This window comes from Agromyces sp. CCNWLW203, from assembly GCF_036576125.1.
GTDB lineage: Bacteria > Actinomycetota > Actinomycetes > Actinomycetales > Microbacteriaceae > Agromyces.
The window spans coordinates 25,808-52,690 of sequence record NZ_JAZHYX010000005.1; the positions used below are offsets into that span (position 1 = coordinate 25,808).

30 protein-coding genes are annotated in these 26,883 nt (G+C 69.9%); 16 read left to right on the plus strand and 14 right to left on the minus strand.

What is annotated here, in order from left to right:
• Nucleotides 1–66: 66 nt before the first annotated feature.
• Together VPH61_RS12275 and VPH61_RS12280 are read right to left on the minus strand one after the other, a co-directional pair.
• On the minus strand, nucleotides 67–1,200 hold the full coding sequence (locus tag VPH61_RS12275) for an ABC transporter permease (protein WP_332063785.1): 1,134 nt from the start codon (nucleotides 1,198–1,200) through the stop codon (nucleotides 67–69).
• Entirely contained in the window at nucleotides 1,197–2,081 is an 885-nt protein-coding gene (locus VPH61_RS12280) for an ABC transporter ATP-binding protein (RefSeq protein WP_332063786.1), read from the minus strand. Before VPH61_RS12280 ends, VPH61_RS12275 begins: the two co-directional genes overlap by 4 nt.
• Before the next feature lie 253 nt (nucleotides 2,082–2,334).
• Between VPH61_RS12280 and VPH61_RS12285 the strand changes: the two genes are divergently transcribed.
• Nucleotides 2,335–3,753 carry an MFS transporter gene (locus tag VPH61_RS12285; RefSeq protein WP_332064101.1) on the plus strand — a complete coding sequence of 473 codons (1,419 nt, stop codon included), beginning with the start codon at nucleotides 2,335–2,337 and terminating at the stop codon, nucleotides 3,751–3,753.
• Nucleotides 3,754–3,778: 25 nt separating this feature from the next.
• Here VPH61_RS12285 and VPH61_RS12290 read toward each other — a convergent pair whose 3' ends face one another.
• Genes VPH61_RS12290 through VPH61_RS12300 form a run of 3 tightly spaced genes read right to left on the minus strand, consistent with a single transcriptional unit; the run spans nucleotide 3,779 to nucleotide 5,146 of the window.
• Nucleotides 3,779–4,339: a dihydrofolate reductase family protein gene (locus VPH61_RS12290; RefSeq protein ID WP_332063787.1), complete on the minus strand. Its 561-nt coding sequence runs from the start codon at nucleotides 4,337–4,339 to the stop codon at nucleotides 3,779–3,781.
• On the minus strand, nucleotides 4,339–4,812 hold the full coding sequence (locus VPH61_RS12295) for an SRPBCC family protein (RefSeq protein WP_332063788.1): 474 nt from the start codon (nucleotides 4,810–4,812) through the stop codon (nucleotides 4,339–4,341). Before VPH61_RS12295 ends, VPH61_RS12290 begins: the two co-directional genes overlap by 1 nt.
• Nucleotides 4,805–5,146 carry an ArsR/SmtB family transcription factor gene (locus tag VPH61_RS12300; RefSeq protein WP_332063789.1) on the minus strand — a complete coding sequence of 114 codons (342 nt, stop codon included), beginning with the start codon at nucleotides 5,144–5,146 and terminating at the stop codon, nucleotides 4,805–4,807. The genes VPH61_RS12295 and VPH61_RS12300 overlap by 8 nt, the downstream gene beginning before the upstream one ends.
• 103 nt (nucleotides 5,147–5,249) lie before the next feature.
• Between VPH61_RS12300 and VPH61_RS12305 the strand changes: the two genes are divergently transcribed.
• Together VPH61_RS12305 and panD are read left to right on the plus strand one after the other, a co-directional pair.
• Nucleotides 5,250–5,669, plus strand: a complete 420-nt coding sequence (locus VPH61_RS12305) for a cupin domain-containing protein (protein WP_332063790.1) — start codon at nucleotides 5,250–5,252, stop codon at nucleotides 5,667–5,669.
• Nucleotides 5,670–5,679: 10 nt separating this feature from the next.
• Nucleotides 5,680–6,093: an aspartate 1-decarboxylase gene (gene panD, locus VPH61_RS12310; RefSeq protein ID WP_332063791.1), complete on the plus strand. Its 414-nt coding sequence runs from the start codon at nucleotides 5,680–5,682 to the stop codon at nucleotides 6,091–6,093.
• Nucleotides 6,094–6,123: 30 nt separating this feature from the next.
• Here panD and VPH61_RS12315 read toward each other — a convergent pair whose 3' ends face one another.
• Together VPH61_RS12315 and VPH61_RS12320 are read right to left on the minus strand one after the other, a co-directional pair.
• On the minus strand, nucleotides 6,124–6,855 hold the full coding sequence (locus VPH61_RS12315; RefSeq protein WP_332063792.1) for a response regulator transcription factor: 732 nt from the start codon (nucleotides 6,853–6,855) through the stop codon (nucleotides 6,124–6,126).
• On the minus strand, nucleotides 6,852–8,252 hold the full coding sequence (locus VPH61_RS12320; protein WP_332063793.1) for a sensor histidine kinase: 1,401 nt from the start codon (nucleotides 8,250–8,252) through the stop codon (nucleotides 6,852–6,854). The genes VPH61_RS12315 and VPH61_RS12320 overlap by 4 nt, the downstream gene beginning before the upstream one ends.
• A 243-nt stretch (nucleotides 8,253–8,495) precedes the next feature.
• Here VPH61_RS12320 and VPH61_RS12325 point away from each other — a divergent pair, with 243 nt between their 5' ends.
• The 3 genes from VPH61_RS12325 to VPH61_RS12335 all read left to right on the plus strand — a co-directional run bounded on the left by VPH61_RS12325 (nucleotide 8,496) and on the right by VPH61_RS12335 (nucleotide 12,753).
• Nucleotides 8,496–11,657, plus strand: coding sequence for an NPCBM/NEW2 domain-containing protein (locus tag VPH61_RS12325; RefSeq protein WP_332063794.1), 3,162 nt, complete (start codon nucleotides 8,496–8,498; stop codon nucleotides 11,655–11,657).
• Nucleotides 11,658–11,760: 103 nt separating this feature from the next.
• Complete coding sequence (locus VPH61_RS12330) at nucleotides 11,761–12,576, plus strand: DeoR/GlpR family DNA-binding transcription regulator (protein WP_332063795.1); 816 nt, start codon at nucleotides 11,761–11,763, stop codon at nucleotides 12,574–12,576.
• A 30-nt stretch (nucleotides 12,577–12,606) separates the two neighbouring features.
• The gene (locus VPH61_RS12335) at nucleotides 12,607–12,753 is read left to right on the plus strand and encodes an EXPERA domain-containing protein (RefSeq protein WP_332063796.1); all 147 of its coding nucleotides are present in this window, start codon (nucleotides 12,607–12,609) and stop codon (nucleotides 12,751–12,753) included.
• Between the two features lie 162 nt (nucleotides 12,754–12,915).
• Here the strand turns inward: VPH61_RS12335 and VPH61_RS12340 are convergent, their stop codons facing one another.
• Nucleotides 12,916–13,623, minus strand: a complete 708-nt coding sequence (locus tag VPH61_RS12340) for a hypothetical protein (RefSeq protein WP_332063797.1) — start codon at nucleotides 13,621–13,623, stop codon at nucleotides 12,916–12,918.
• Between the two features lie 111 nt (nucleotides 13,624–13,734).
• Nucleotides 13,735–14,577: a PIG-L deacetylase family protein gene (locus VPH61_RS12345; protein WP_332063798.1), complete on the minus strand. Its 843-nt coding sequence runs from the start codon at nucleotides 14,575–14,577 to the stop codon at nucleotides 13,735–13,737.
• 173 nt (nucleotides 14,578–14,750) lie between these two features.
• Between VPH61_RS12345 and VPH61_RS12350 the strand changes: the two genes are divergently transcribed.
• Genes VPH61_RS12350 through VPH61_RS12360 form a run of 3 tightly spaced genes read left to right on the plus strand, consistent with a single transcriptional unit; the run spans nucleotide 14,751 to nucleotide 16,665 of the window.
• Nucleotides 14,751–15,104, plus strand: coding sequence for a PadR family transcriptional regulator (locus tag VPH61_RS12350; RefSeq protein ID WP_332063799.1), 354 nt, complete (start codon nucleotides 14,751–14,753; stop codon nucleotides 15,102–15,104).
• A complete protein-coding gene (locus VPH61_RS12355; RefSeq protein WP_332063800.1) occupies nucleotides 15,101–15,841 on the plus strand; it encodes a hypothetical protein in 741 nt (246 codons plus the stop codon). The genes VPH61_RS12350 and VPH61_RS12355 overlap by 4 nt, the downstream gene beginning before the upstream one ends.
• On the plus strand, nucleotides 15,838–16,665 hold the full coding sequence (locus tag VPH61_RS12360; RefSeq protein WP_332063801.1) for a hypothetical protein: 828 nt from the start codon (nucleotides 15,838–15,840) through the stop codon (nucleotides 16,663–16,665). Before VPH61_RS12355 ends, VPH61_RS12360 begins: the two co-directional genes overlap by 4 nt.
• A 48-nt stretch (nucleotides 16,666–16,713) precedes the next feature.
• On the opposite strand, the gene VPH61_RS12365 is transcribed toward VPH61_RS12360, so the two are convergent.
• Nucleotides 16,714–17,100 carry a phage holin family protein gene (locus VPH61_RS12365; RefSeq protein ID WP_332063802.1) on the minus strand — a complete coding sequence of 129 codons (387 nt, stop codon included), beginning with the start codon at nucleotides 17,098–17,100 and terminating at the stop codon, nucleotides 16,714–16,716.
• Between the two features lie 120 nt (nucleotides 17,101–17,220).
• On the opposite strand from VPH61_RS12365, the gene VPH61_RS12370 reads away from it, so the two are divergent.
• The 3 genes from VPH61_RS12370 (at nucleotide 17,221) to VPH61_RS12380 (ending at nucleotide 20,159) form a co-directional block, all read left to right on the plus strand.
• The gene (locus VPH61_RS12370; RefSeq protein WP_332063803.1) at nucleotides 17,221–18,543 is read left to right on the plus strand and encodes an MFS transporter; all 1,323 of its coding nucleotides are present in this window, start codon (nucleotides 17,221–17,223) and stop codon (nucleotides 18,541–18,543) included.
• 104 nt (nucleotides 18,544–18,647) lie between these two features.
• On the plus strand, nucleotides 18,648–19,313 hold the full coding sequence (locus tag VPH61_RS12375; RefSeq protein ID WP_332063804.1) for a hypothetical protein: 666 nt from the start codon (nucleotides 18,648–18,650) through the stop codon (nucleotides 19,311–19,313).
• A 111-nt stretch (nucleotides 19,314–19,424) separates the two neighbouring features.
• Nucleotides 19,425–20,159, plus strand: a complete 735-nt coding sequence (locus tag VPH61_RS12380; RefSeq protein ID WP_332063805.1) for a DUF4232 domain-containing protein — start codon at nucleotides 19,425–19,427, stop codon at nucleotides 20,157–20,159.
• A gap of 5 nt (nucleotides 20,160–20,164) precedes the next feature.
• On the opposite strand, the gene VPH61_RS12385 is transcribed toward VPH61_RS12380, so the two are convergent.
• Entirely contained in the window at nucleotides 20,165–20,824 is a 660-nt protein-coding gene (locus VPH61_RS12385; RefSeq protein WP_332063806.1) for an SDR family NAD(P)-dependent oxidoreductase, read from the minus strand.
• A 136-nt stretch (nucleotides 20,825–20,960) separates the two neighbouring features.
• A complete protein-coding gene (locus VPH61_RS12390; protein ID WP_332063807.1) occupies nucleotides 20,961–22,415 on the minus strand; it encodes a DUF6421 family protein in 1,455 nt (484 codons plus the stop codon).
• Between the two features lie 360 nt (nucleotides 22,416–22,775).
• On the opposite strand from VPH61_RS12390, the gene VPH61_RS12395 reads away from it, so the two are divergent.
• Together VPH61_RS12395 and VPH61_RS12400 are read left to right on the plus strand one after the other, a co-directional pair.
• A complete protein-coding gene (locus VPH61_RS12395; protein WP_332063808.1) occupies nucleotides 22,776–23,159 on the plus strand; it encodes a hypothetical protein in 384 nt (127 codons plus the stop codon).
• A gap of 186 nt (nucleotides 23,160–23,345) precedes the next feature.
• Nucleotides 23,346–23,630: a DUF4190 domain-containing protein gene (locus VPH61_RS12400; RefSeq protein WP_332063809.1), complete on the plus strand. Its 285-nt coding sequence runs from the start codon at nucleotides 23,346–23,348 to the stop codon at nucleotides 23,628–23,630.
• Between the two features lie 70 nt (nucleotides 23,631–23,700).
• Here the strand turns inward: VPH61_RS12400 and VPH61_RS12405 are convergent, their stop codons facing one another.
• Entirely contained in the window at nucleotides 23,701–25,068 is a 1,368-nt protein-coding gene (locus tag VPH61_RS12405; protein ID WP_442879100.1) for a DHA2 family efflux MFS transporter permease subunit, read from the minus strand.
• A 161-nt stretch (nucleotides 25,069–25,229) separates the two neighbouring features.
• Between VPH61_RS12405 and VPH61_RS12410 the strand changes: the two genes are divergently transcribed.
• Both VPH61_RS12410 and VPH61_RS12415 read left to right on the plus strand, forming a co-directional pair.
• Nucleotides 25,230–25,850 (plus strand): TetR/AcrR family transcriptional regulator, encoded by a 621-nt coding sequence (locus VPH61_RS12410; RefSeq protein ID WP_332063811.1) that lies wholly within the window; start codon nucleotides 25,230–25,232, stop codon nucleotides 25,848–25,850.
• A gap of 64 nt (nucleotides 25,851–25,914) precedes the next feature.
• Nucleotides 25,915–26,382 (plus strand): GNAT family N-acetyltransferase, encoded by a 468-nt coding sequence (locus VPH61_RS12415; RefSeq protein WP_332063812.1) that lies wholly within the window; start codon nucleotides 25,915–25,917, stop codon nucleotides 26,380–26,382.
• Between the two features lie 13 nt (nucleotides 26,383–26,395).
• Here VPH61_RS12415 and VPH61_RS12420 read toward each other — a convergent pair whose 3' ends face one another.
• Entirely contained in the window at nucleotides 26,396–26,857 is a 462-nt protein-coding gene (locus VPH61_RS12420; protein WP_332063813.1) for a GNAT family N-acetyltransferase, read from the minus strand.
• Between the last annotated feature and the right edge of the window lie 26 nt (nucleotides 26,858–26,883).

A 26,883-nucleotide genomic window follows, 5' to 3' on the forward strand; every position in this document is an offset into this window, starting at 1 on the left:
AGACGCCCGAGTTGTCCGGACAACTGCGCGCCGCGGCATCCGCTCACCTCGTGCACGCCCCTCGCCTCAGCCCTTCAGCGCCTCGCCCCACGGCACGCGCGCGCCCGTCTTCAAGAGCGAGCTGCGGTAGATGCGCTCGCCGATCACGACCGCGAGCGCCGCCGTGGCGAGCAGGATCGCGAGCGACAGGAACGGCTCCCACCACTCGGCGCTGCCGAGGAAGACGCGCATCGGCATGCCGACCGGTGCCGAGAACGGCACGTAGCTCATGATCGCGAGCACGGTCGGGTTGTCGTTGAAGAAGATCACGAGGAAGTACGGGATCATCACGAGCATCGTCACGGGCGTCGTGACCGTGCCGATGTCTTCAGCACGCGAGACGAGCGCGGCCGTCGCGGCGAAGAGCGCGGCGAGCATCACGAAGCCGATCGCGAAGAACACGATGAACCAGACGACCGACGGGCCGAGGCCGCCGAGCAGCACGCGCTGGCCCGTGAGCATGAGCCCGAGGAGCGCGAGCACCGCGATCGCGAGGATCTGCCCGAACGCGAGCACGCTGTTGCCGATCACCTTGCCAGTGAGCAGCGCCCGTGCCGACACGGTCGACAGCAGGATCTCGACGACACGCGTCTGCTTCTCTTCGACGACCGACTGCGCGATCGTCGTGCCGAAGGTCAGCGCCGACATGAAGAACACGATGCCGAAGCCGAACGCCACGAAGTAGGCGAGCATCGGGTCGACCGCGCCCGGGTCGAGCAGCTCGACCGTCGGGCGCACCGAGAGGGCCGAGACCACGTCGTTCGGCGTCGACTCGAGCCCCAGCACCACGATGCCGAGCGGCTCGGATGCTGCGGGGGCCACGATCGCCTCGACGTCGCCGTCTCGCAGCATCTGCTCGGCGGCGTCCTGATCGGCGGCCGGCACTGCTTCGAGCGCCGGGTTTCCCTCGACCACGTCGGTCGCGCCGGCGACCACCGCGACCTTCGGCAGCTCGGATTGCGAGCCGAAGATTCCGCCGAGGAGCACGGATGCAAGCACGGCGAGCATGAGCACGCCCGTCGAGATGAGGAACGCCTTGCTGCGCATGCGCATCGTGATCTCGCGCCCCGCGATGAGCCTGACGGTCGGGGCGAAGCCGGGAGTGCTGCGATCGGCGCCGGTGCTGCTATTCGTGCGCGATGCGCTCGTGTCGAGAGTCACTGCACGACCTCCGTGAAGATCTGGGCGAGCGTCGTGTGCTCGCGAGTGAAGCTGATGACGTCGCCGCGGGTCAGAGCCTCGGCGAGGGCGGCCTGCCGCGCGGCATCCGACTCGGCCTCGAAGACGGCCCAGCCCCCGTCGAAGTCGGCGACGCGGATGCCGGGCTGCTGCCGCAGCCAGCCGAGATCGCCCGAGGTGAGCAGCTCCCATCGATCGGAGCCGTGCTCGGCGCGGAGCGAGTCGCGGCTGCCGGCCGCGGCGATGCGCCCGCCCGCGATGATGACGAGGTCGTCGCAGAGCCGCTCGACGATGTCGAGCTGGTGCGAGGAGAAGAGCACGGGGGCACCGGATGCCGCGGCATCCGCCAGCACGCCCTGCACCGTCTCGACGGCCATCGGGTCGAGGCCCGAGAAGGGCTCGTCGAGCACGAGCACCTCGGGGCGGTGCACGAGCGCCGCAGCGATCTGGGCCCGCTGCTGGTTGCCGAGCGAGAGCGACTCGATCGTGTCGTTCGTGCGCTCGCCGAGGCCGAGGCGCTCGAGCAGCTCGAGGGCGTTGCGGTGCGCGGCGGCCGCGCTCCAGCCGTGCAGGCGGGCGAGGTAGACGGTCTGCTCGAGCACGCGCATCTTGGGGTAGAGGCCGCGCTCCTCGGGCATGTAGCCGAAGCGGCGGCGGTCGGCGCTCGTGAGCGGCTGGCCGCCGAGGGTGACGGTGCCGCCGTCGGAGGCGAGCACGCCGAGGATGATGCGCATGGTCGTGGTCTTGCCGGCGCCGTTGCCGCCGACGAACCCGGTGAGCCGGCCGTCGCCGACGGTGAAGCTCACGTGGTCGAGGGCGAGGCGCTCGCCGTAGCGCTTGGTGACGTCGTGGAGTTCGAGCATGGCCTCAGGCTACGGATGCCGCGGGGCCGCGGCATCCGTCGCGCGACGGGTCTGTTGGGGTCTCGGGCCTGCTCGTCTGCTCCTGCCTCCGCCATGCGGGGGAGGGGTTCCGGATGTCGCAGGGGCTGGCTATCCTCGCAGGGTGAACGACGAGTCGGGTGCACGAGGCGTGGGCGAAGCGTCGGCAACGGCGCCTGCCGCGGGGATGCCTGCCCAAGGCGCGCCCTCCGCCGTCGTGCCGCCGCCCGACGGAATGCGCACCTTCGTGCAGGTGCTCGCGAACACGATGATCGCGAACGTCACGACGAGCTTCCTGTGGTTCGCGCTCACCTTCTGGGTCTATCTCGAGACGCGGTCGGTGCTCGCCACGGGTGTCATCGGCGGAGCGTACATGCTCCTCATCGCGCTGTTCTCGATCTTCTTCGGCACGATCGTCGATCGCCATCGCAAGCACCGGGTCATGGTGTTCTCGAGCCTCGTGTCCCTCGGCTCGTTCGCGGTGGCCGGCGTGCTCTACCTCACCCAGCCCGAGGCGGCCCTGCTCGACCTCGGCGGCCCGTGGTTCTGGCTGTTCTCCGGCATCATCCTGTTCGGCGCCGTCGTCGAGAACATGCGCAACATCGCGTTGTCGACGACCGTGACCCTGCTCGTGCCCGAAGAGCGGCACGCGAACGCCAACGGCATGGTCGGCACCGTGCAGGGGCTCGCGTTCCTCGTCACGAGCGTCTTCAGCGGGCTCGCGATCGGCATGCTCGGCATGGGCTGGACCCTCGCGATCGCCATCGCGGCCACCCTCGTCGCCCTCGTGCACCTGTTCTTCGTTCACATTCCCGAGGCGCATCCGGTGGTCGACGGAGACCATCCGCCGGCGATCGACCTGCGCGGCAGCATCGCTGCGATCCGCAGTGCGCCCGGCCTCTTCGCCCTCATCGTGTTCTCGACCTTCAACAACCTCATCGGCGGCGTCTACATGGCGCTCATGGATCCGTACGGCCTGACCCTCTTCCCGGTCGAGGCGTGGGGCCTCGTGCTCGGCGTCGCCTCCTCGGGGTTCATCATCGGCGGCATCGCGATCGCGAAATGGGGTCTCGGGCGCAACCCGATCCGCACGATGCTGCTCGTGGTCATCGGCATGGGGCTCCTCGGCGCGCTCTTCACCATCCGCGAGTGGTGGGTGCTCTACGGGGTCGGCATCTGGGTCTACATGTCCCTCATCCCCGCGGTGGAGGCGGCGGAGCAGACGGTGATCCAGAAGGTCGTTCCGTTCCGACGGCAGGGCCGGGTGTTCGGCTTCGCGCAGGCGTTCGAGGCGGCGGCCGCTCCCATCACCGCGTTCCTCATCGCGCCGATCGCCGAGTTCTGGATCATCCCCTACATGGAGTCGGGCGACGGGCAGGCGACCTGGGGCTGGCTGCTCGGCGAAGGCGACGCGCGCGGTATCGCGCTCGTGTTCCTCTTCAGCGGGCTCGCGATGGTTGTGATCGCGCTGCTCGCGTTCGGCACCCGCTCGTACCGGCTGCTCTCGGCCGAGTATCTGGGTGGCGCGTCGTCAGAGCCGCAGGCCGATGCATCCGAGGCGGAACGGTCGGATGTCGCCGGCGACGCCGCGGATGTGGCCGAAGCGGATGCCCCGCCGAGCGCCGGCGACGAGGCCTCCGCGGATCGCAGGTAGGAGCTCGGTCAGCCCTGCCGGCAGGTCAGCCCAGGCGGTAGGTCAGGCCGAGGTGCCCGCTCGGATGCGTGGCCACATGGTCGAGGTCGAGCGGGCGGTCGCCGAGGTCGGCGGGGGTGAACGGACGCCCGGCGCCGATGAGCACCGGCACGACGCGCAGGCGAAGCACGTCGACGAGCCCCGCCCGGAAGAGTTCGTCGGCGAGCATGAGGCTGCCCCAGACGACGATGTGCTCGTAACGGCTCTTGAGCTCGGCGACAGCTTCGGGCGCGGCGCCGCGCAGGATCTCGATCGATCCGTCGCCCCACGGCGCCGTCTCGAGGGTGTTCGACATCACGAACTTCGGCAGGCGGTTGATCGGTTCGGCGACCACTTCGACCTCGGGGTCGGCGACCGGCCAGTAGTCGGCGAACATCCGGTACGTGTTGGCGCCGAGCAGGATCGCGTCGACGTCGGCGAGGAACGCGAGCTGGTCATGGTCGTTCGGGTTGCCGCCGCGGGCGACGCCGATGAAGTCGAGTCCGCCGTCGAGGTCGGCCGCGTACCCGTCGACGCTGACGATCTGCTCGACCGTGAGCCGGCCCATCAGCGCTGGCCTCCGTCGTTCGGTCGCGCATCGAGGCGCTCGTCGAGCACGTCGAAGGCGCTCGCCCAGCCGTCGTAGACGTTCTCGTCGCCGGGCGCCCCGGCGATGCCCGCGAGGTGGAACGTCATCTCGGTGCGCTCGCCGAGATCGGACAGCGTCACCGTGATGACGGGGGCGTCGTCGTCGCCCGGCGAGCCCCACGTGAAGACGAGTCGCTCGGGTTCGACGACCTCGCGGTAGACGCCCGCCGTCGGGTACTCCGAGCCGTCGGGGGCGATCATCGTGTAGCGGTAGCGCCCGCCGGGGCGCACGTCGAGCTCCACCGATTCGCGCGGCGTCACGACCTCGGCCGGGTGCCACCAGGCCGATGCCTCGTCGGGGTCCGTCCAGGCGCGCCAGATGACCTCGCGGGGTGCGTCGAAGACGCGCGTGATGGTGAACTGCTTGGTTGCGGAGGCGGTCTGCTCAGGCATCCGTCGATCCCTTCATCTCGCGGAGTCGCTCGTCGAGCCGGTCGAAGCGCTCGTTCCATTCGCCGCGGTGCCGATCGACCCAGGCGGATGCCTCGTCGAGCGGCTCGGTGCGAAGCGAGCAGGTGCGCCACTGGGCCGACGCGGTTCGCTCGATGAGCCCGGCGCGCTCGAGCACCTTGAGGTGCTGCGAGATCGCGGGCCGGCTCATCGCGAAGGGCTCGGCCAGTTCGCCGACGGTCGTCGGCCCGCCGCGGAGGCGCGAGAGGATCTCGCGTCGCGTCGGATCGGCGAGCGCCTGGAACACGAGGCTGAGCTCGTCGGGCCCCTGCTGCATGTAAGCAACTCCTTAATTAATGACTCGCTTACGTTACGACGAGTGCGTGCTCGCGTCAAGGGGGTTCACCGCGGGAGCAGGGAGAAGCGAGGAGAATGGCGCGATGACCGATGACGTGCGCGACGTGCGCAACCTGCAGGCCGCCCTCGACTCCTTCTCCGAGCACTGGCAGCCTCATCGGCTCGCGACCGTGAACGACTACGACGTAAAGGTCTTCAAGGCACAGGGCGAGTTCACGTGGCACTCGCACCCCGACACCGACGAGTTCTTCATGGTCGTCTCGGGACGGCTCGTGATCCAGTTGCGCGACGGCGACGTGGAGCTCGGCGCGGGCGACGTCTACGTCGTGCCACGAGGCGTCGAGCATTGCCCGCGTGCCGACGGCGAGGTCTCGGCGATGCTCATCGAACCGCGCGGCACCGTCAACACGGGCAACACCCCGAGCGAGCGCACGGCGCAACTGCGTGAGCTCGGCCGAGGAGGTCGGACCGTGGGGGCCTCGGCGCCCACGCGACATCCGTAGGCTGGATGCCGTGCTCAGGACCATGCTGAAGTCGAAGATCCACCGCGCCACCGTCACGCACGCCGACCTCCACTACGTCGGCTCCGTCACGGTCGACCGCGACCTCATGGACGCCGCCGACCTGCTCCCCGGCGAGCAGGTGTCGATCGTCGACGTGACGAACGGCGCCCGACTCGAGACCTACGTCATCGAGGGCGAGCGCGGCTCGGGCGTGCTCGGCATCAACGGCGCGGCGGCGCATCTCGTGCACGAGGGCGACCTCGTCATCCTCATCTCGTATGCGCAGTTCGCCGACGCCGACGCTCGCGCGTTCGAGCCGCGCATCGTGCACGTCGACGCGGCGAACGCCATCGTCGAACTCGGGAGCGATGCCGCTGATCCCGGCTCGAGCGGGGCGCAGCGCTCGCCGCACGCCGTCGCCTGACGAGCATCGGCGCCGGCCGGCCCGACCGGCTCAGCGCCCGGCGCGCACCACTCCGTGCTCGTACGCGTAGACGACGGCGTGCACGCGGTCGCGAAGGCCGAGCTTCATGAGCACCTTCGAGACGTGCGTCTTCACGGTCGCCTCGCCGACCCAGAGCCGTTCGGCGATCTCGGCGTTCGAGAGGCCGGCGGCGAGCTGTTCGAGCACCTCGCGTTCGCGGTCGGTGAGGGTGTCGAGGGCGGGCGTTCCGGAGGCAGGAGCTGCGCCGCGCTGCAGGCCGTCGGTACCTGTTCCGGATGCCGCTGAGTCCGTCACTCCTGCTCCGGGAACGGCGGCCCGGCTCGCCACGGCCTCGATCACGCGTCGCGTGACGTCGGGCGACAGCAGTGCGTCGCCTCTCGCGACCACCTGCACCGCCTCGATGAGCTGCTCGGGGCTCGAGTTCTTCAGCAGGAACCCGCTCGCCCCTGCCTCGAGCGCCGCGAACAGGTAGTCCTCGCGGTTGAAGGTCGTGAGCACGAGCACGGCGGCAGCGGATGCCTCGTCGGCGGTGATGCGACGAGTGGCCTCGAGTCCGTCCATGCCCGGCATCTGCACGTCCATGCAGACGACGTCGGGCGAGAGCGCCGCCACTGCGGCGATCGCCTCTTCGCCGTTCGCCGCTTCGCCGACGACCTCGATGCCGTCTTCGGAGTCGAGGATCGTGCGGAACCCGCCGCGCACGAGCGACTGGTCGTCGACGACGAGCACGCGGATGCTCATGCGCTCACCTCTTCGGTACGGCGCAGCGGGAATTCGGCGCGCACGAGGTACCCGCCCCGCGAGCGGGGTCCGAGCTCGAGGCGACCGCCGGCCGCGGCGACCCGCTCGCGCATGCCCACCTGGCCGAGACGCCGGCTCGAGGCATCCGTCGCCGTCTCGCTCGACGGTCGCAGCACGGGGCCCGTGTTGGTCACCTCGACCTCGACCGACTCGTCAGACCAGCGCACGCGGACTTCAGCCGTCGCGGCGGCGCCCGCGTGCTTCCGCACGTTCGTGAGCGCCTCCTGCACGATGCGGTAGGCGCTGAGGTCGACGACCGCGGAGATCGGCACCGCGTCGCCGACGATCGAGAGCGTCGTCGGCAGGCCGCCGGCCGCGCACTCCGCCACGAGGTCGTCGAGGCGGGCGATGCCTCGCGTCGACGTGCTCGTGGTCGCGGGCTCGTCGTCGCCGGAGCCCGTGCGGGTGCCGGCCAGGCCGAGGGCGTGGTCGAGCACAGCGACCGAGCCGGTCTCTGCATCACCGCGGAGCGTGCCGAGCAAGCCGTGCAACTCGTCGACGGCGTCGCGGGCACTCGACTCGATCGACGAGAGCGCAGCCGCAGCAGCATCGGGATCCTTCGCGAGGACGCGTCGCGCCGCTCCCGCCTGCACGCCGATCACCGAGACGTGGTGGGCGACGACGTCGTGCAGCTCGCGGGCGATGCGCAACCGCTCGATCGCGACGGCCTGTGCGCGCGTGCGCTCGCGCTCGGAGGCGAGTTCGGCGGTGCGCTGCTCGAGCTCTGCGCGCGACCTGGCCGAACGGTAGCCCGTGTCGCCGAAGTACCACGCGCCGCCGAAGTAGAGCAGATTCGTGAGCACGTTGATGAGGCCGTACGCGAGATACGGCGAGACCGTTCCCTCGCGGGAGAAGTCGGGCAGGTGGTCCTGTACTGCGGAGTAGTAGATGAGCCCCCAGAACAACCACCCGAACATGACGGCGACGATGACGCCGCGCACGATCGTCGCGCGACGTCGGCTACGACCCCACGCGCCGACCGTGTAGATGGCGACGAACAGGCAGATGTTGCTGAAGAGTGCGTCGCCGACGGGCACGATACCGCCGACGATGAAGGTCGCGGATGCCACGAGCGCGACGAGCTCGGGCTGGAGGCGCCTGGCTGCCAAGGGCAACGTCATCGCGGCGACCCAGAGCACCGAACCCCACCACGGAGCGCCCCCGCCCTCCCCGTCGCCCTGTCCCCACCCGGCGATGCGGTAGAGCACGACCGTCGCCGCGGTGCCGGCGGCGAGCACGAGGGCGAGGATCACATCGTTGCGGAGGGCGCGTCGGCCCGGCCGCGGGCGCACCCACTCGATGCCCTCGACGACGGGCGGCGCTGCGTTGGCGGTCATCGCTCCACGCTAGCGAGCCGTTGGGCTCGGCGGCTCCGCCGCTCGGCGGAGAAGTGCTGCAGCCGAGACGGATGGGCGAGCGGAAGGGGCGAGCCCCGTAGCGCCGCGCGAGTGACCGGAACTGATCGTTTCGCGCGGCGTCCTGGTCGACTTCGATCACCATGTTGACCGATTCGATCACGCCTTCCTACCCTTGGCCCGGGCCCTCGTGCGAAGGCCATCACGACTGTCGAAGGAGACCTCGTGCCTCGCTTGAACCATCACCGGCGCAGAACCGCCGCTGTCGTCGTCGCAGGAACACTCATCGGCGGCGGTTTCGTCGCGGTGTCGACCAGCCCGGCATTCGCCGACGTGCCGGTCGGTGACGTGTACGTCTCCGACCTTCCGTGGCTGAACGAGTCGAACGGATGGGGGCCGATCGAGCGCGACTCCTCGAACGGAGAATCCGCCGCCGGTGACGGCAAACCGATCACCATCGGTGGCGCCGTCTACCCGAAGGGCATCGGCATGCACGCGACGGGCGCGCTGTCGGTCGAGCTCGGAGCGAACTGCAGGGCGTTCAGTGCGAAGGTCGGCCTCGACGACGAGGTCACGTCGGGGATCGGCACCGTGCGGTTCCAGGTGTTCGGCGACGGCGCGTTGCTCGCCGAGACGGGTGTGGTCACCGGCAACGATGCCGCGGTCGATCTGGCGACGGATGTCACGGGCGTTGAGGTCCTGCGCCTCGTCGCCCATGAGGCGACCAACGGCAAGAACTTCGACCACGCCGACTGGGGCGACGCCAAGCTCGTCTGCGACGACGAGGTTCCCGAGGAGCCGGTCGTCGTCGAACAATGGGCCATCGACGGGCCCGAGGGTTCCACGATCGACGGTGTCCTCAAGCTCGATTCCGCTGGCCGTGTGGCACTCGACGTCATGAACGGAACGACGGCGCTCGTGCAGGCGACGCGACTCGGACTCACGGGCAGCGACGGCGACTTCCGAGACGGGCTGACGTTCGTCGGCCGCACCGACGACGTGGTGAGCGATTCGTACACCATGGTCACCGGCAAGGAGGAGGAGCGCGCCTACACGTTCAGCGAGTCGGTCTTCGAGTTCGCGAATGAGGCGGGTGCGCACTTCTCCATCGCCGTGCGGCTCTCCGACGACGGCGCAGCGTACCGCTATCTCGTCGCAGGCGAGGGTGAGCACCGGGTCGACGACGAGTCGGGCGCGTGGGAACTCCCGATGGATGGTGCCGCGTGGATGCAGCGTTCCTACGCCGTGAACTACGAGGCGGAATGGATGCAGACCACCGCGACCGCCTCGAACGGCACCGGCAGCGTCGGGTACCCCGCGCTGTTCCAGCAGGGCGAGCAGTACGTGCTCCTCACTGAGGCGGATCTGCACGGCGACTACTCCGGTTCGCATCTCGCGCACGCCGCCGGCACCCTGCGATACGGCGTGGACCTCTTCCAGGGCGCCCCAGTGACGTCGACGGGCGAGCTCTCGACGCCATGGCGCGTCGCGATCGTCGGCGGCCTCGACACGATCGTCGAGTCGACCATCGTCGACGACCTGGCGACGCCGAACCAGCTCAGCGGCGAGGACACCTCGTGGATCAAGCCCGGAGTGTCCAGCTGGAGCTGGCTCACCGACTGGAACAGCCCCAAGGACGAGGCGCGCCAACGCGACTTCGTCGACCTCTCGGCCCGGAACGGCTGGGAGTACGTGCTGCTCGACGAAGGCTGGGACGCGAGCTGGGTGCCGCGCACGGTGCGGTACGCCGAGACCAAGGGCGTCGACGTCATCATGTGGTTCCACAGTCGCGACCTCCGCACGCAGGAGCAACGCGACGAGTGGCTGCCCCGCCTCGCATCGTGGGGCGTCAAGGGCATCAAGGTCGACTTCATGGACACCGACAGCCAGGCGATCCACCAGTGGTACGACCTGATCGCGGCCGACACCGCCGCGAACCGGCTCATGATCAACTTCCACGGCTCATCGCTGCCGACCGGCTTGCAGCGCACCTGGCCGCACATCATGAGCTACGAGGCGGTGCGCGGCGCCGAGAACGGCATCAGCCCCGCCCGGAGCCTCATGGTTCCGTTCACGCGCAACGTCGTCGGGTCAATGGACTGGACGCCCGTCACGTTCTCGCGCGGCAACGGCAACTCGTCGAAGGCCCACGAGGTGGCCATGAGCATCGTCTACGAGTCGGGCTGGCAACACCTCTCGGACAAGCCGGAGGCCTATGCCGCCGAACCGAACGCGGAGCGCTTCCTGCAGAACCTCCCGGCGCACTGGGACGAGACGCAGCTCGTGAGCGGCACGCCCGCGTCCGACGTCGTGCTCGCACGACGTGCTGGTGACCGCTGGTACGTCGGCGGCATGCGCGCCGGATCGGGCGAGCCGCTGCAGTTGCCGCTCGAGCAGTTCGGCGGCAAGCACCTCATCGTCGACCTGTTGACGGATGACGGGACCAATGGTTCGGCGACGGTGCTCACCACGACGCACACGACCAAGGATCAGACCCTCACCATCCCGACGGCGACCAACGGCGGGTTCGCAGCGGTCGTCTGCCTCGACAAGCCGGGACGGGAGAGCTGCCTGGAGCCGGCCGAGCCGTGGGCCGCGGTGGACCTCACTGTCGAGCCGTCCGCGGCCGAGGTCGCGCCTGGCTCGACGGTCGAGCTGAAGACGTCCTTCGCGGTCGAGACCGACGCGAAGAAGGTCGCGATCACACCCGTCGTTCCCGAGGGCTGGACGCTCGACGGCACGACCGTGACAGCGAAGACGCTTCCGGCAGGCGAGGCGCTCGAGGCATCCTGGACCCTCACGGTCCCCGAGGACGGAGCGAGCGGCACCGTCGAGATCCCGGTCGAGGTCGCGTATCGCGTCGGCAGCGAGCTGCGCACCGCGGCGAGCCAGTCGACCCTCTGGGTCACGCCCGAGCCGCTCGACGGGCTGAACTTCATCTCCGATCTCGAATGGCTCGAGCAGTCGAACGGCTACGGTCCGGTCGAGCGGGATCTGTCGAACGGGCAGGCGGCGGCGAACGACGGTCGCACCATCGAGATCGCCGGTGTCTCGTATCCCAAGGGCGTCGGCATGCACGCGACGGGTTCGCTGACGGCATGGCTCGGTGGCACGTGCTCGGCATTCGATGCCGTCGTCGGAATCGACGACGAGGTGCTCGAGACGCCCGGGGAGAGCGGCATCGGCTCGGTGAAGTTCCTGGTCTACGGCGACGGGGTGCTCCTCACCGAGACCGCGGTGCTGACGAACGACCAGGGCGCGGTGCCGCTCAGCGTCGACGTGACCGGGGTGCAGCGTCTTCGGCTCGTTGCCGACGAGGCGACGAACGGCAAGAACTTCGACCACGCCGACTGGGCGGACGCGAAGGTCACCTGCGACGCGAGCTGATCTCGAGGGGCACCGGATGCCACATTCCGGTGCCCCTCGTGCCTTCCGCGCCTAGGCTTGAACGATCGAAGCGCCGTCCGTCGGCATCGTGCAGGGAGGTCGGATGTTCACCGAGGAACGACGCCAGGTCATCCTCTCGGCGCTGTCCGTGCACGGCTCCGCGTCGGTCACAGACCTCTCGCGCATGGTTCGTGCCTCGGAGATCACGATCCGCCGTGACCTGAGAGCGCTCGACGAGGCCGGTCTCGTCGTGCGGCATCGTGGCGGGGCATCCGTCGGACGATCGAGCATGGACGAGCTGAGCTACCGCGAGAAGGCCGTGGTGGCGGCCGAGGAGAAACTGGCGATGGCGGCGGTCGCCGCGGACCTCGTGGACGACGGCGATGTCATCATGCTGTGCCCGGGCACCACGACGCAGGCGCTCGCGCAACGGCTCACCCATCGGCGCCTGATGGTCGCGACGACGTCGGTGCTCGTTGCGAGCGCGCTCGTCGATTCCACCGATGTGGAGGTGCTGCTCATCGGCGGAATCCTTCGCGGCAGCATCCGTGGCGTGATCGGCGGCGAGGCCGAGAAGGCAGTCTCCCGCCTGCGATTCCACAAGGTCTTCCTCTCGGGCAACGGCCTCACGGCGGCGAACGGGCTCAGCACCCCGAACATGCACGTGGCGAGCATCGACCGTGCCGCGGTCGACTCCGCGAAGCGCGTCATGGTGCTCGCCGACCACACGAAGGTAGGCGTCGACTCCATGGTGCAGACGGTGCCCACGGAGCGCATCGACACCCTCGTCACCGATGTGCGCGCGGATCGGGGCGAACTCGACCGGCTGGCCGCGGCGGGCGTGCAGCTGCGGATCGCGGAGCCCGCCGACGGATTCGCGGGACGTGGCGCATCGTCGGCCGACTCGACAGCATCGTGACGGTCGTCGCAGCGCATCACGGGCATCATCGTGTTCGGCGTCGAGTTCTTCGGCGAGCCCGAGTGGCAGACGACGAACCCCGCGAAGTTCCTCGCGTTCAACCTGCCGTACGTGCTGATTCCGATCGTGCTGCTCGTGCGCATGCGGAAACCGGAACCATTCGCGCGTCGGTTCTGAGCGAGCCGACGAGCGGATGTCGCGGCTCGCGGTGCTCGGTCGAGCGCGGCCGGCGCTCGGAATTCAGGAGATCTCGCCTCATCGGCGCACATGCGGGGTCATGACCGCGAATCTCCTGCGGGATGGCGACCCCGCGGCTCCGCCGGCCCGACGATCGTCCGGTCAGATCCGAATGGGGAAGGTCAGCAGGATCACGACGCCGACGACCGCGACGGTGATCGCGAGCCCGAGCAGCGTGCGCACGACCCAGGGCTGAAGCTCGCGCTGCGACATGGCGGTGAGGAACAGCACGAGGGCGAAGAGCACGGTCAGGATCGAGTAGTTGTCGCCCCGCTGGTTGTTCTCGAGTGCGTCGTGGAACCTGCTGTCGGCGCGGTCGCTGAGCGCGGCGGCCTCCTCCGTTCCCGGCGGCACGTAGGCGTCGAGCGCGAACGGGCCGCGAGCTTCTCGGCCACCGGCGTTCCACGCGTCGAACGCCGCGGCGAACTCCGGCGAGAACCGCTGTTCGATGTAGCCGGCCAGTCGCGCGTCGCCCTGGTCGGTTGCGAGCACCCACTGCACCCAGATCGCCTGGTCGTTCGCACGCGCGTCGCGCGCCTGGCTCGCGAAGTCGATCGACTGCACTCGAGCGCTCGAAGCCTCGCTGAACGCGATCGACATCTCGCCGCCCCATTTCGACGACTGGAATCCGCACCAGGCAGTGAGCACGGCGACCGCCGACAGCACGAACACGGCGATCGCGTCGATCACGCGCTTGCGGATCACCTCCCGCCGGTGCTGCGACTCGTCGGCTGCGGAGGCGGCAGCAGAGTCCGCCGGCGCGTTCGCATTCGAGTCGTCGACGGGGTCGGAGTGCGCAGTCTCGGTCACGGCACGATTCTGCCCCAACGCCCGTCGGATCACCGGTCGCAGCGCCGAGATTCCCCCGTCACGACGTGAGCCGCGGCATCCGCTGCCCTCGGCTCAACCGGCCCGACCGGCTCAGCCGAGCGGATCGGCCTCGAGATCGCGCACGTGGTAGAACTCCTGGTCCCAGAGGGCGTAGATGAGCCACGTCGGCAGGATGTACGACTCCTGCATGTAGTTCGACTGCGAGGCATGGATCGTCCACCCCTCGTGCTTCTTCGCCACCTCGGCGCTCATCGCGTATTCGGGCTTCGGCTGGTTCGCGACGACGAACGCGCCCGCCTCGCCGCCGAAGACCGAGAGCGCGCCAGAAGGGCTGATCGTGTACACGAGGTGCTTCGGCCCGGAGTACGAGCCGCCCGACGCCGCGAGTTCGGCGATCGCGAGCTCGGTGATTCGACCCATCTCCATGTGGTCGGCGTGCCCGGTCGCGCCGCTCTCGGGCCAGAAGCCGACGACGACGTCGGGACGCACGCGCTTCATCTCGGCGACCACGCGCGAGACGAGTTCGTCTTCGCCTGCCTCGGGCACTCCGCCGTCGGAGTAGTCCCACACGACGTGCCGGTCGACGCCGAGGTTGAAGCTGTTCTTCAGCGCCTCGGCCTTGCGGATGTCGCCGAGATCCTCCTGCCGCGCGACGACGGGCGTCTGGTGCCCGGCCTCGCCCTGCGTGGCGGTGATCATCGCCGTGTACGCCCCGCCCTGATGGGCGCGGAAGAACAACCCGTTGACGGTCTGCTCGTCGTCGGGGTGGGCGAAGACGCCGAGCACGCGCTCGCCGTCGAGTTCGGCGACGACCGAGTCGACGCCCCTCGCGGTGGGTTCGAAGAAGAGGTGCCGGCCGGCCCAGTAGGCCCCGCCGAGCAGGGCGAGGATGACGGCGGCGACGACGATGAGCGCGACGGTGCGCTTGCGCATGGGTGGGGGCTCCCGGTACGGATCCGCGTCGGGTTCGCGGATGGTTCGAGCAGGCTAACCCGAGGTGCACCGAAAACCGAATCGTGCTCAGTACTGCGCGTTCGCGTAAGGCCCACCGCGCCGTTCTGCGCAAGACCCTTGCCCTGGGGAAGATATCTTCCTATTCTTTCCCCATGGCGCGCAGACGTGAAGGACGACTCGTCGACCTCGAGGTCGACATCCTCGCGGCCGGCATGGAGCTGCAGGGCGATGACGGCGAGTTCTATGGCTTCGCGCTCGCGAAGCGCATCGCCGAGCGAGCGGATGCCGCGGCGCTCACCGCCCACGGAACGCTCTACAAGGCGCTCGCCCGGCTGAGCGAGCGGGGCCTGCTCGAATCCGTCTGGGAGGACGCCGCGATCGGTGCATCCGAGGGGCGACCGCGACGCCGGCTCTATCGCGTCACCGGCGCCGGGGAGCTCGCGTACCGCGCCGAACTCGAAGCGCGACGAGTCGTCGCCGTGCAGGGCAAGGCGGCCTTCGCATGACCGCCGGGCCCGCGGCATCCGCTCATCGCAGCGATCGCGCCGTGCTCGCCTGGGGCCGCTGGTACACGCGCGACCTGCCGGGCGATATCGCCGCCGATCGCATCGCCGAACTCGAGTCCGACGTCTTCGAGGAGCGCGCCGCGGCCGGCTCCGACCCGGGCGTCGGGTCGTCGATCCTCTGGCGTGCCGCGCGCGGCGTCCCTGCCGACCTCGCGTGGCGGTCCGCCCGGCTGCACGCGGCAGCGCTCACGGCACCGGCGGGCACGTTCCCGCTCGCGATGCCGGCACTCGCCCACGTCGCGACCGCGCTGCTGCTCGCCTGGGGCGTGCTCATCGTCGTGCGGGTCGGCTCCGGCATCCTCGACGGCTCATGGGTCGGCGCATGGGACCTCGTCGCGGCGGGCCTCGTCGGCCTCGGCCTCGCGCTCATCGGCTCGGCGCTGACGATGGTGCCCGAGGCGCGCTGGCTCGGCGCGCTCTGGCTCGCGGTGGCGAGCTACGTGCTGCTCCGCTTCGGCATGTACACGCTCATCGCCACGAGCGTCACGCTCACCGACTTCTACACCTCGGCGCTCAGCCAGGCGATGCTCATCAATCGCGTGCTGGCCGCGGCCGGCGTGATCTTCTTCGTGGCGATGGCCGCCTGGTGGCTGCCCGCCGACCGGGGCCTCTGGGCCGAGCGACGCCGGCGGGCGAGCGATTCGCCCCGCCTCCGACCGGAAGGAATCACCGCGTGAACGTGCAACGCATCGCCGCGATCGCCGCGATCACTGGCGCCGTACTCGGCGGAGCATCCGTGGTTGCGCTCGGCGCGGCCGCCTACAGCGCCAACCAGCCCCGTGCGGAGCTCGTCTCCTCTGCGCACGACGACGGCCCAGAACCGGAGTCCGACACGACCTCGAATGCCGCGCCCGCCGCAGGCGAGCAGAGCTCGCAGCTCGCCGCCGCATCGGGCACCGATACGAACGCCGCCGACTACAACCCCTACCTCGACCCGCTGAGCGACCAGTACGTGACGCCCGAGGCGCGTTCGGAGTGGCTCGGCAAGCAGGTCGTGATCCGCGAGTGCATGGCCGACGCCGGCTTCGACTTCCTCGAGTGGCAGTGGTGGCTCGGCGGCAGCCCGCAGCCGACCGGGCTCGACTACGAGACCTCGATCCTCTGGACGCAGGCGCTCTACGGCCCCGACATCTACAACCCCGGCGGTGGTTGCGCCACGAAGGGCGACGAGGCCGAGGCGGCGGCGCGCGCAGCCGGGCAGCCGCTCAGCGCCACGGAGACGCCGGTCGACCCCGAAGCGGCGACCGAGCGCGAGATCTGGCTCGAGTTCCAGCAGCGCGTGCGCGATTGCATGACCGAGGCCGGGCACGAGTACCTCTACTTCGAGTGGTGGAACCCCGACGGGTCGGAGGCCCAGCCGCTCGATCTCAGTGAGGCCGAGCGCGCCGAGTGGACCCTCGCGCTGCACGGCAACTCCGGTGGGGGAGCCGCTTATCGCTGGGAGGACGCGGGCTGCTGGGGCCGGGCCGTGCACGAGTCGGGCAACGACAACATGCACTGAGCCGCGCCCGCAGCGCCAGCGCGAGCTGAGCTCAGCGGATGCCGCAGCTCAGGCCTTGGCGCCCTTGACCTTCTCCTTCAGGAAGATGAGGGGCAGGAGCCACGTGCCGAGCGCCGTGACGATCCAGACCGTGAGCGTCGCGAGGATCCAGGTCACCCAGCCGTCGATCGTGATGCCGCCCGGGAAGAGCGAGGCGATGAGCAGCGCCACGAATGTCGAGACGAGGCCGATGCCGCCGAGCACCGCAGAGGCGTGCTGCCGGGCGACGTTGAAGATGAACGGGCCGAGCACCGCCTGGGCGATCGTGAAGACGAGGGTCGCCACGAGGAACCCGCCCCACTCGATGTGGAAGTCGGGGAGGATCCACGACGCGATGAGCAGGCCGAGGGCGGCGGTCACGAGGGAGATCGCCGTGCGGATGAGGAAGCGGATCATGCCGCGAGCGTAGCGGGGCAACGGATGCCGCGTCGAGCAGCGCGCCGCAGCCGCATCCGCTCGCTTCCACCTCAAGGGCGACCGTGGCGGTGCCGGCGCGAAGCGAGCAAGATATGTCGCATGGCCGAACGTGCGACGCGTGAGGAGACGGCACCGAACCCGGCGGCGCGCCGGGTGCAGGCGGCCTACTTCACGTTGCTCATCGGGAACACGCTCGCCGCCTCGTTCATCTGGGGCGTCAACACGCTCTTCCTGCTCGACGCCGGCCTCTCGAACTTCGAGGCGTTCGCCGCCAACGCCTTCTTCTCGGTGGGCATGGTGATCTTCGAGGTGCCGACGGGGGTCGTCGCCGACACGCTCGGGCGGCGCGTCTCGTACCTGCTCGGCACCATCACGCTCGCGGTGACGACCGTGCTCTACTACCTGCTCTGGGTGGCGCACTCGCCGTTCTGGATGTGGGCGATCGTCTCGGTGCTGCTCGGGCTCGGCTTCACGTTCTTCTCGGGCGCCGTCGAGGCGTGGCTCGTCGACGCGCTCGCCGCGACCGGATACACGGGCGGGCTCGAGAAGGTCTTCGGGCGGGGCCTCGCCTTCTCGGGGGCTGCGATGTTCCTCGGTTCCATCGCGGGCGGCGTGGTCGCACAGGCCACGAACCTCGGCGTGCCGTTTCTCATACGCGCCGGCATCCTCGTCGTGATGTTCGTCGTCGCCGCGCTCGTGATGCACGACCTCGGCTTCACGCCCGCGGGCCGCGCACACCCGATCCGGGCGACGAAGGAGGTCTTCAACGCCTCGCTGAAGTACGGGCTCGGGCGGCGGCCCGTGCGCTACGTCATGTTCGCCTCGTTCTTCACGTCGGGCGTCGGCTTCTACGTCTTCTACGCACTGCAGCCCTACCTCGTCGAACTCTGGGGCGACACGGGCGCCTACTCGATCGCGGGACTCGCCGCGGCGATCCTGTCGGGCTCGCAGGTGATCGGCGGACTCGTTGCGCCGTGGGTGCGCCGGCGCTTCCGCAAGCGCACGACGACCATCATCCTGAGCCTCGTCGTCTCGACCCTCGTGCTGCTCGCCCTCGGCGTGAACCGCAACTTCTGGATCGCGCTCGTGCTGCTCACCGTCTGGGGCCTCGTCGACGCGGCCGCCGGGCCGGTGCAGCAGGCGTACCTGAACGACATGATCCCGTCGCAGCAGCGCGCGACCGTGCTCTCGTTCGACTCACTGCTCGGCAGTACAGGCGGCGCCGTGATCCAGCCCGTGCTCGGCCGCTCGGCCGACCTCTGGGGCTATCCGGGATCGCTGGTCGTCAGCGGCGGCATCCAGGCGCTCGCCGTGCCGTTCCTGTGGCTGAGCCGTCGACAGGGTTCGCCGGCGGATGTCGCGACGGGCGAGTCGCGCGACGGCCCCGACGAGATCACGGAGGCGGGGCCACCGGTCGGCTGACCGGAGTCGTTCGCAGCTCCCCCCCGTTCGGGGGGCGTGTAGCATGGCTCGGACACGCCCGAGCGACCGAGCGGTCGTTCCCGAATCGCGGCGGGAGGTGCCCGATGCGGAAGACCGTCTTCATCAGCGCTGCCGTCGCGGCCCTCTTCGTCGGCTCGATCTTCATCGGCGTCGCAGCCGCCACGACCGGCGCACCGGTGCTCTACGACGCGCGCTCGCCGCAGCCCGTCGCGACGGGTGCCGCCGGCTTCGAGGTCGACGAGGGGCGGGCGCAGGGCGGCGACCAGCACGTGCCGGCCGACGGCGCCGACAGCGACGACGGACCGTTGCCGAGTCCGACGACTCCGCCGAGCGCGTCGCAACGCCCCGACCCCGCCCCGACGCCCCCGCCGAGCACCTCGCACCCGCCGGTGGCCGACCCGATGCCCACGCCCGACGAGCAGCAGGCCTGGCTCGGCTTCCAGCAGCTCGTGCGCGAGTGCATGGTCACGGCGGGTCACGAGTACCGCGAGTGGGAGTGGTGGACCACCGAGCCGCGTGACCCGACCTCGACGGCACCGGCGATGCCCGACGGGCTCACTGAAGACGGCGAGATCGCCTGGCGTCTCGCGCTCGAGGGCGACGGCGAGAACGACGGATGCCTCGGCGAGGCCGTTCGCGAGGACCAGGCGAACCCGGTCGTGCCGCCCGGGGCGGCTCCGCCGCCTCCGCCTGCCGAGACCGAGGCGCCCGATGCGACGGTGCCCGAAGCGACGGTCCCTGAAGGCTGATCCCGAGACGCCGGTCGAAGTCTCCACATCAGGGTTTTCCCTCTGTCGCGACCGAACGGCGGCCGATAGCCTGTGCCGACCGCGCAATTCGTGCGGAGGGCGGAGCGCGTCATGCGGCAGAACAGGTTCTTTGCGGGAGCCGTTGCGGGCGTGTTCCTCTGCGGAGCGCTCGCGGGATGCACGGGAACCGACCCCGACCCGACGGCCGAGACCGTCGCGGCAGGGGCGACCGCTGCAGCGCCGACGCCGCGGGCGACACGGGCGCCCGACGCATCCGGCGCTTCCGCCGCAACGCCCGTTCCCGATGCCGTCGCATCGAGCGTCGATGACACCGACATCAGGCTCGAAGTCGGTCAGATCATCGAGGCACCGGTGCCGTCACCCGAGCTTCGGCAGGCACCTGTGCCGGCGCCAGAGGCCGTCGCCATGCCGACGCATTGCATCGACGAGCAGCTCGCCCTCGCGTACCGGGAGCGTCCGCAGGACTCAGGCGCCGGCAGCTTCATGGGCGACCTCGTGTTCACGAACACCTCGGCGGCCGACTGCTCCTTCGACGGGTGGCCGGGACTCATCGCGCAGAGCGCCGACGGCGTGCGGCTCGGCGCGCCCGCCCGAGCGTTCGGAGCGACGTCGTCGCTGGTCGTGCTCACGGCGCATGGCGGGATGGCCGTCTCCGAACTGCACGGCGGCCAGCCGGGGCCATACGGCTGCCCGGCGACGACGTCGACGACGCTTCGCGCGTACATCACGTCCGACGGGGCCGGGCCGGGCGTCGCGGTGGCGCAGTCGATCCCGGTCTGCGCCGACGGGACGTCCACGCTGCGCATCGGTCCGCTCGGCGGCTAGACGACTCAGGCCTCGGCCGACAGCGTCTCGACGCGGCCGTTCAGCGCAGCGGCATCCGTGCCCCAGAGCTCGAGGACTGCCTCGGCGAGCCGACCTTCGAGGCCCGCGAGCGACTGCACGCGGAAGGTGACGGCCGCGGCGGTGTCGCCCGCCTTGCCGAAGCCCTGCGCGAGCGAGCGCATCCACGACTCGCTCGCCGCCTTGACCGCGGTGTAGTTCGCACCGCCCGCCGTTGGACGCTCGACCGTGGTCGACGAGACGATCGCGATGCGGCCGGCTGGGGAGGCGACGAGGTCGTCCCAGAACGCACGGCTGACGTATCGGAGCGCCGTGAACGAGCGCTCGAGCACCCGGTAGTCCTCTTCGGTCTGGCCGGCGATGCCTCCGCCGCCGCGCCAGCCGCCGACGAGGTGCACGACGCCGTCGACGTCGCCGACGCGGGCGTGCACGCGCATCGCGAGCTCGAGCACGTCGTCGCCGTCGGTGAGGTCGGCGTGTTCGCCGATGACTCCGGGCAGCTCGGCCTCGAGGGCCTCGATGCGCGACTCGTCGCTGCCCACGGCGACCACGCGCGCGCCGGCGTCGAGCAGGGCGCGGGCGACCGCTCGGCCCGAGGCGCTCGTCGCGCCCGCGATGAGCACGGTGCGATTCGCGAGGTCGGTCATGTTTGCTCCTCTTCGAGTTCCGCCGGTCGAGTAGCGAAGCTACCGGCCGGTCGAGTAGCGAAGCGTATCGAGACCACGTTACGGGGTCTCGATACGCCTCCTTCGTCGGCTACTCGACCGGCGGGTGAATCGCTCGTCAGGCGTCGGCGGCGGTGATGCCGACGGTCGACTCGATGACGGGCTTCATCTTCTTGTCGAGCGCCTCGTAGAACATCGACAGCGGGAACTCGTCGTCCATCACGAGGTCGGTGTAGCCCTTCGGCGGGCCGGCCAGCACCTCGCGGGGCAGGCCCTCGGCCCACACCGACGCCGGGTTCGGCGTCACGACGCTCGTCACGAGCTCGTACGCGGCGAGCCAGTGCACCGTCTTCGGGCGGTCGATCGACTTCCAGTAGAGCTCGTCGATCGCATCGCCGAGCTCGACGACCGCATCGGGCACGGCGTCCCAGTCGAAGCTCAGCGAGACGTCCGTCCAGTCGAGCACGTGCTTCTGGTGCAGCCACGCGAACAGCAGCTGGCCGCCGAGCCCGTCGTAGTTGCGCACGCGCGAGCCCGTGATCGCGAAGCGGAAGATGCGGTCGAAGATCACCGCGTACTGCACGAGCTTGCCGTGCTCGAGCAGCTGCTGCTCGACCTCGGTGAGCTCTTCGCCGGCGTCGGCGCGCTTGCGCAGGCCGCGCTCGATCTTCACCGACTCGCGGAACGCGGTGAGGTCGCACCGCAGCTCTTCCAGCGAGTAGAGGAAGAACGGCATGCGCTGCTTGATCATGAAGGGGTCGAACGGCAGGTCGCCGCGCATGTGCGTGCGGTCGTGGATGATGTCCCACATCACGAACGTGCGCTCGGCGAGCTCCTGGTCATCGAGCAGCGCCGCCGCGTCGGCGGGCAGCTCGAGCTTCGTGATCTCGGATGCCGCGCGCACGACCCTGCGGTAGCGCGCCGCCTCGCGGTCCTGGAAGATCGCGCCCCATGTGAAGGGCGGGATCTCGCGCATCGCGACCGTCTCGGGGAAGAGCACCGCCGAGTTCGTGTCGTAACCGGGCGTGAAGTCGACGAGGCGCAGGCTCACGAAGAGCTTGTTGCCGTAGTCGCCGGCCTCGAGCTCTGCGATGAACTCGGGCCAGATCGTCTCGACGACGAGCGCCTCGACGTGCCGGTCGGGCGAGCCGTTCTGCGTGACCATCGGGAACACCACGAGGTGGCGGATGCCGTCGATGCGGTGCCGCTGCGGCTGGAACACCACGAGCGAGTCGAGGAAGTCGGGCACGCCGAAGCCCTCGGCCTGCCAACGGCGGAAGTCGACGACGGATGCCGCGAGGTACTCGGCCTCGTGCGGGAACCGCGGAGCGAGCGCCTCGATCGACTCGACGATCGCGTCGACGAGCTCGGATGCGGCGTCGCGGTCGCTCGCCTCGGGCACCGAGCCGTCTTTCACCTGCAACGACTGGAGGGCGGTCGCCGACTCCTTGAGGCGAAGCCACGCGGCATCCGTCTCGACGCCCTCGGCGAGTGCGAGGTCGGCGGCGGTCACGGCGTCCTCGAGAACCTCGGGTTCGCCGATGATGGCGTCGATCGTGGTGTTGCTCGACATGTGAACCTCCGATCCTCGATGAGGGGTGAGTGCGTCTGGAATGTGCGCGGCGCGAATCGCCGTGCTCCTCAAGGCTACGAGCCGAGGCTCCGCGATTGGTTGTGCCCCGGCGCGGGAATCTTGCGTGGGCGCAAGATTTCGCGGCAGAGATCGCCATCGCGCGCAGCGGGGTCGAATCGGCCCTCGCCGTGGTCGTTCTTCGAGGCTGGAGCGGGTGCTGCCACTGAGCCGGGCCGGTGCGAGCACGTGTTCGGAGGGGCGCCGGATTCGGCTGCGAGACCGGTGCGGGTCCGGATGGCGCCCGGTCGGCGCTTCCATAACGTGAGGGATATTCAGTTCACGAATGGAAGGAACCAGATCATGTCCACCACGAAGACGGGAGCCGTCGCCATCGGAACAGTGGCCCTCCTCGTCGCACTCACCGCATGCGCCGGCCTGCGCGGCAACGATGCCCAGCCCGCCAACCTGCCGCAGTCGCAGCACGAGCTGCAGCAATCGGTACGGCAGGAGACCGCTGCCATGCGCGCCGAACTCCGCGCCGCCGCCACGTCGGTGCAGGCGGCCTTGTCCGTCGAGGTGATCCGCACCGCGAAGCAGTCGGAGGCCCGCGCCGAGGTCGGCCCGTCGCCGGCCGACGTACAGGGGCAGCGCCTCGCGAAGTACGCTGCCGCGCTGAGCGCGAGTGACGCGCAGCGCCGGCACTTCGAGCTCGAGCACGGCGCATCATCCGAGCGCCTCCGTTGAGGGGCGCGTTCGCCGAAGCCCCGGCCGAGCGCCGGGGCCTCTTGTGTGCCCCGGTCGGCGCACTGAGCGCGTACTCCGCGTCGCATGCCGCAATACGGGCAGTGCTCACCATTGACAGGCGCTCACGGTCGCTGTCAGGATGCGGTTCGGCAACTCGTCGATTCCAACAGCAAGGAAACCTCACTCATGACCACTCCCGCTCCCGCCCCCGTGCCTGCACCGTCGGCGCCCGCCGAGAAGTGGAACGTCCTCTCGATCGTCGGCTTCGTGCTGTCGATCATCGGCTTCAACATCGTCGCGATCGTGCTCGGCTTCATCGGCCTGAGCCAGGTGAAGAAGACCGGTGAGCGCGGCCGCGGCCTCGCGATCGCCGCGATCATCATCGGCTTCGCCTCGATCGTGCTCGGCATCATTCTCTTCATCGTGTTCGCCTCGGTGATCGCGTCGAACCCGAACATCTCGACCTACTAGGTCATTCGGACCGACTCGCACGAAGTCCCCGCCCGGTTCGCCGGCGGGGACTTCGTCGTTCGCCCCCGAGTCAGGCCGCGGGGACGGGCTCGCGCACGGGCGCGGGTGCAGCGATGGTCGGCGCAGTGCGGCCGGCGGGCAGCAGCAGGGCGACGAGCGCCGACGCGAGCAGCACGGCTGCGCCGACGATGACCGCCGGCTGTGCGCCGACGCCGTAGTCCGCCGGCGTGAGCGAGCCGCCCGCGCCCGTGAAGACCGCCGTCGAGACGGCGATGCCGAGTGCCACGCCGACCTCGCGCAGCATCGAGTTGGTGCCGCTCGCCTTCGCGTGGTCGTTCGGCTTCATGGTCGCGAGCACGGCCGTCGCCGACGGCGCGAACACGAGCCCCATGCCGACGCCCGCGAGGATGAACGGCGCGACGAAGGCCGAGAACTGGGTGGCGGCGTCGAGCAGCTGCGAGAGCCAGAAGAGCGCGCCCGACAGCGCCGTGAGCCCTGCGACAATGAGCGTGCGCGTGCCGATGCGACCGGCGAACGCCCCCGCGAGCGGGGCGACGATCATCGGCGCGAGCGTCCACGGCGACGTCTGCAGCGCCGCCTCGAACGGGCTGGAGCCCTGCACGACCTGCAGGAACTGGATGAGCAGGAAGATCGATCCGAATGCGCCGAAGCTGAACCCGAAGCCCACGACGTTCGCCACGCTGAAGCTGCGGTCGCGGAAGAGCCGGAGCGGCAGGAGCGGCGCGGAGGCGCGTGACTCCCACGCGAGGAATGCGAGGAGCAGCACGCCGCCCGCGATGAGGCTGCCGAGCACCTCGAGGCTCGACCAGCCCGCGTCGTTGCCGCGGACGATGCCGTAGACGAGACCCAGCAGGCCGACGCCCGAGAGCACGAGGCCGACGACGTCGGCGCGGAGCCGAGCGCCGAAGCTGTTCGGCAGGGCGAGGAGCGCGAGCGCGATCGAGGCAACGCCGATGGGCACGTTGACCCAGAAGATCGCCTGCCAGGCCCAGCCTTCGATGATCGCGCCGCCGATGAGCGGGCCCACGGCGACGCCGAGGCCCGAGACGCCGCCCCAGATGCCGATCGCGAGCGGGCGGCGCGCGATCGGCACCGAGCCGGCGAGCAGGGTGAGCGAGAGCGGCATGATCGCCGCAGCGCCGAAGCCCTGCGCGGCGCGTGCCGCGATGAGCTGGCCCGGATCGGTGGCGAGCGCCGCGAGAGCCGAGCTCAGGGTGAAGACGACGATGCCGATGATGAAGACGGTGCGTCGCCCGAACCGGTCGCCGAGGGCGACGGCCATGAGGATCGTGCTCGCGAAGGCGAGCGTGTAGGCGTTCATGAACCACTGCAGCTCTTCGACGGAGGCCCCGAACTCCGAGTGCAGCACGGGCAGTGCGTTGGTCATGACGAGGTTGTCGAGCGTCGCCATGAACATCGGCAGCGCGGTGGCGACGAGCACGAGCCAGATCGGGCTCGGTCGTCGGGTGCCGCCGGTGCGCGGCGAGACGGACACTGCGGCATCGAGAGTGGTGGACACGACCGAGCTCCTTGTTGTTATCGGATGATTACATCGAACTGTAGTAATCGACTGATAACATGTCAACCATGACGGTCGAATCGGCTCCCACGGCTCCGCGCATGAAGGCGGCCGACCGCCGCGAGCTCATCCTCCAGGCCGCAACGGCCGTGTTCGGGGCGAAGACCTACGTCGGCACCACCACCGACGAGGTCGCCCGCGCCGCCGGTGTCAGCCAGCCCTATGTCGTGCGCCTCTTCGGCACGAAGGAGAAGCTCTTCGTCGAGGTCATCGAGCGTGCGTACGCCCGGCTTCTCGCCGAATTCCGTGCCGCGCTGCCCGGGCCCGTCGAGGGTCGCGTCGAGCGCATGGGAACGGCGTACACCGAACTGCTCGCGGAACGCGGCATGCTGCCCGTGATCGCCGGGTCGACGACGCTCGGCGGCGAGCCGGTCATCGGAAGGGTCGCCCGCCGAGGCTTCAGCGAGATCTGGAGCTTCGCGCGTGAGGAGGCCGGACTCTCGGAGGAGGAGACCCGGCGGTTCATGGCCACCGGCATGCTCATCAACGCGGTCGTCGGCCTTCGACTGACGGGCGACTACGGCGACGAACTCTCGGCGACCGAGATCCTCGACGCCTGCTTCCCTGACAGCGTGGCTAAGATGCGAGCGCTGCTGCCCCGCGCCGACGAGCCCTGGTGAGACGCCGGCGATCGGGTGAGCGGATGCCGCGGCATCCGCTCATCGTGTGTGACAGGCTTCGGCAATGACCGCTTCGCTCCGACCGATCGACCTCGACCGCCTGCCGGCGTGGATCGATCGCAGTGCCGCCGAGTACGCCGCAGATCTCGTGACGACGGGCAAGTCGGCCGATGAGGCGGCTCGCCAGGCGGCCGAGGGCATGGCCGAGTCGTTCCCGAACGGCGAGCTCTCGCCGGGCCACGCTGTCTTCGACGTGATGGACGGCGACGCCGTGGTCGGCTACCTCTGGATCGGGCCCGACACGAGCGGCGACGAGAGCTCCTGGTGGATCTGGGACGTGCTCGTCGAGCCCGGTCAACGCGGTCGCGGCCTCGGGCGCGAGGCGATGCGGCTCGGCGAGGAGTACGCGCGGGCGCAGGGCGCGCACTCGATCGGCCTGCATGTGTTCGGGTTCAACACCGCGGCGCACCGGCTCTACGAATCGCTCGGGTACGAGACGACGTCGATCAGGATGCGCAAGCGCCTGGAGTGATCGGCCGCGCCGATCAGAGCGACTTGCCCATGTGCATCGCGCCCACCGTGTAACCGAGGCTCGTGTAGAGCCGGATCGCGGGCTCGTTGTATGCGAACACGTTCAGGCGCAGGTTCGGGGCACCATGCTCGCGTGCCACCTCTTCAGCGAGTTCCATCGTTCGTCGCCCGAGCCCGCGGCCGCGATGCGACTCGTGGATGGCGACGTCCCAGACGTACCAATTGGCCGAGTCGGTCATCGGGCCGATCCAGAGCCAGCCGGCGTCCTCTCCGTCGGCGTCGACGGTGAAGAGCAGGTGTCCGTCGATGAGACGCCCATCGGGAAAGAACTGGTCCTGCGACGCCCGGCGTGCGGTGGCCGCCAGCTCGGCGCTGTCGCCGGCAGAGCGCCGCGCCTCCTCGTACGCCGCCATCGCGACGGGCAACCACTCGGCGGTCTCGGCATCGGTCTTAGGGATGAGGCGAACGTCGGTCATCGCTCCATGATGCCAGCGTGCGCGTG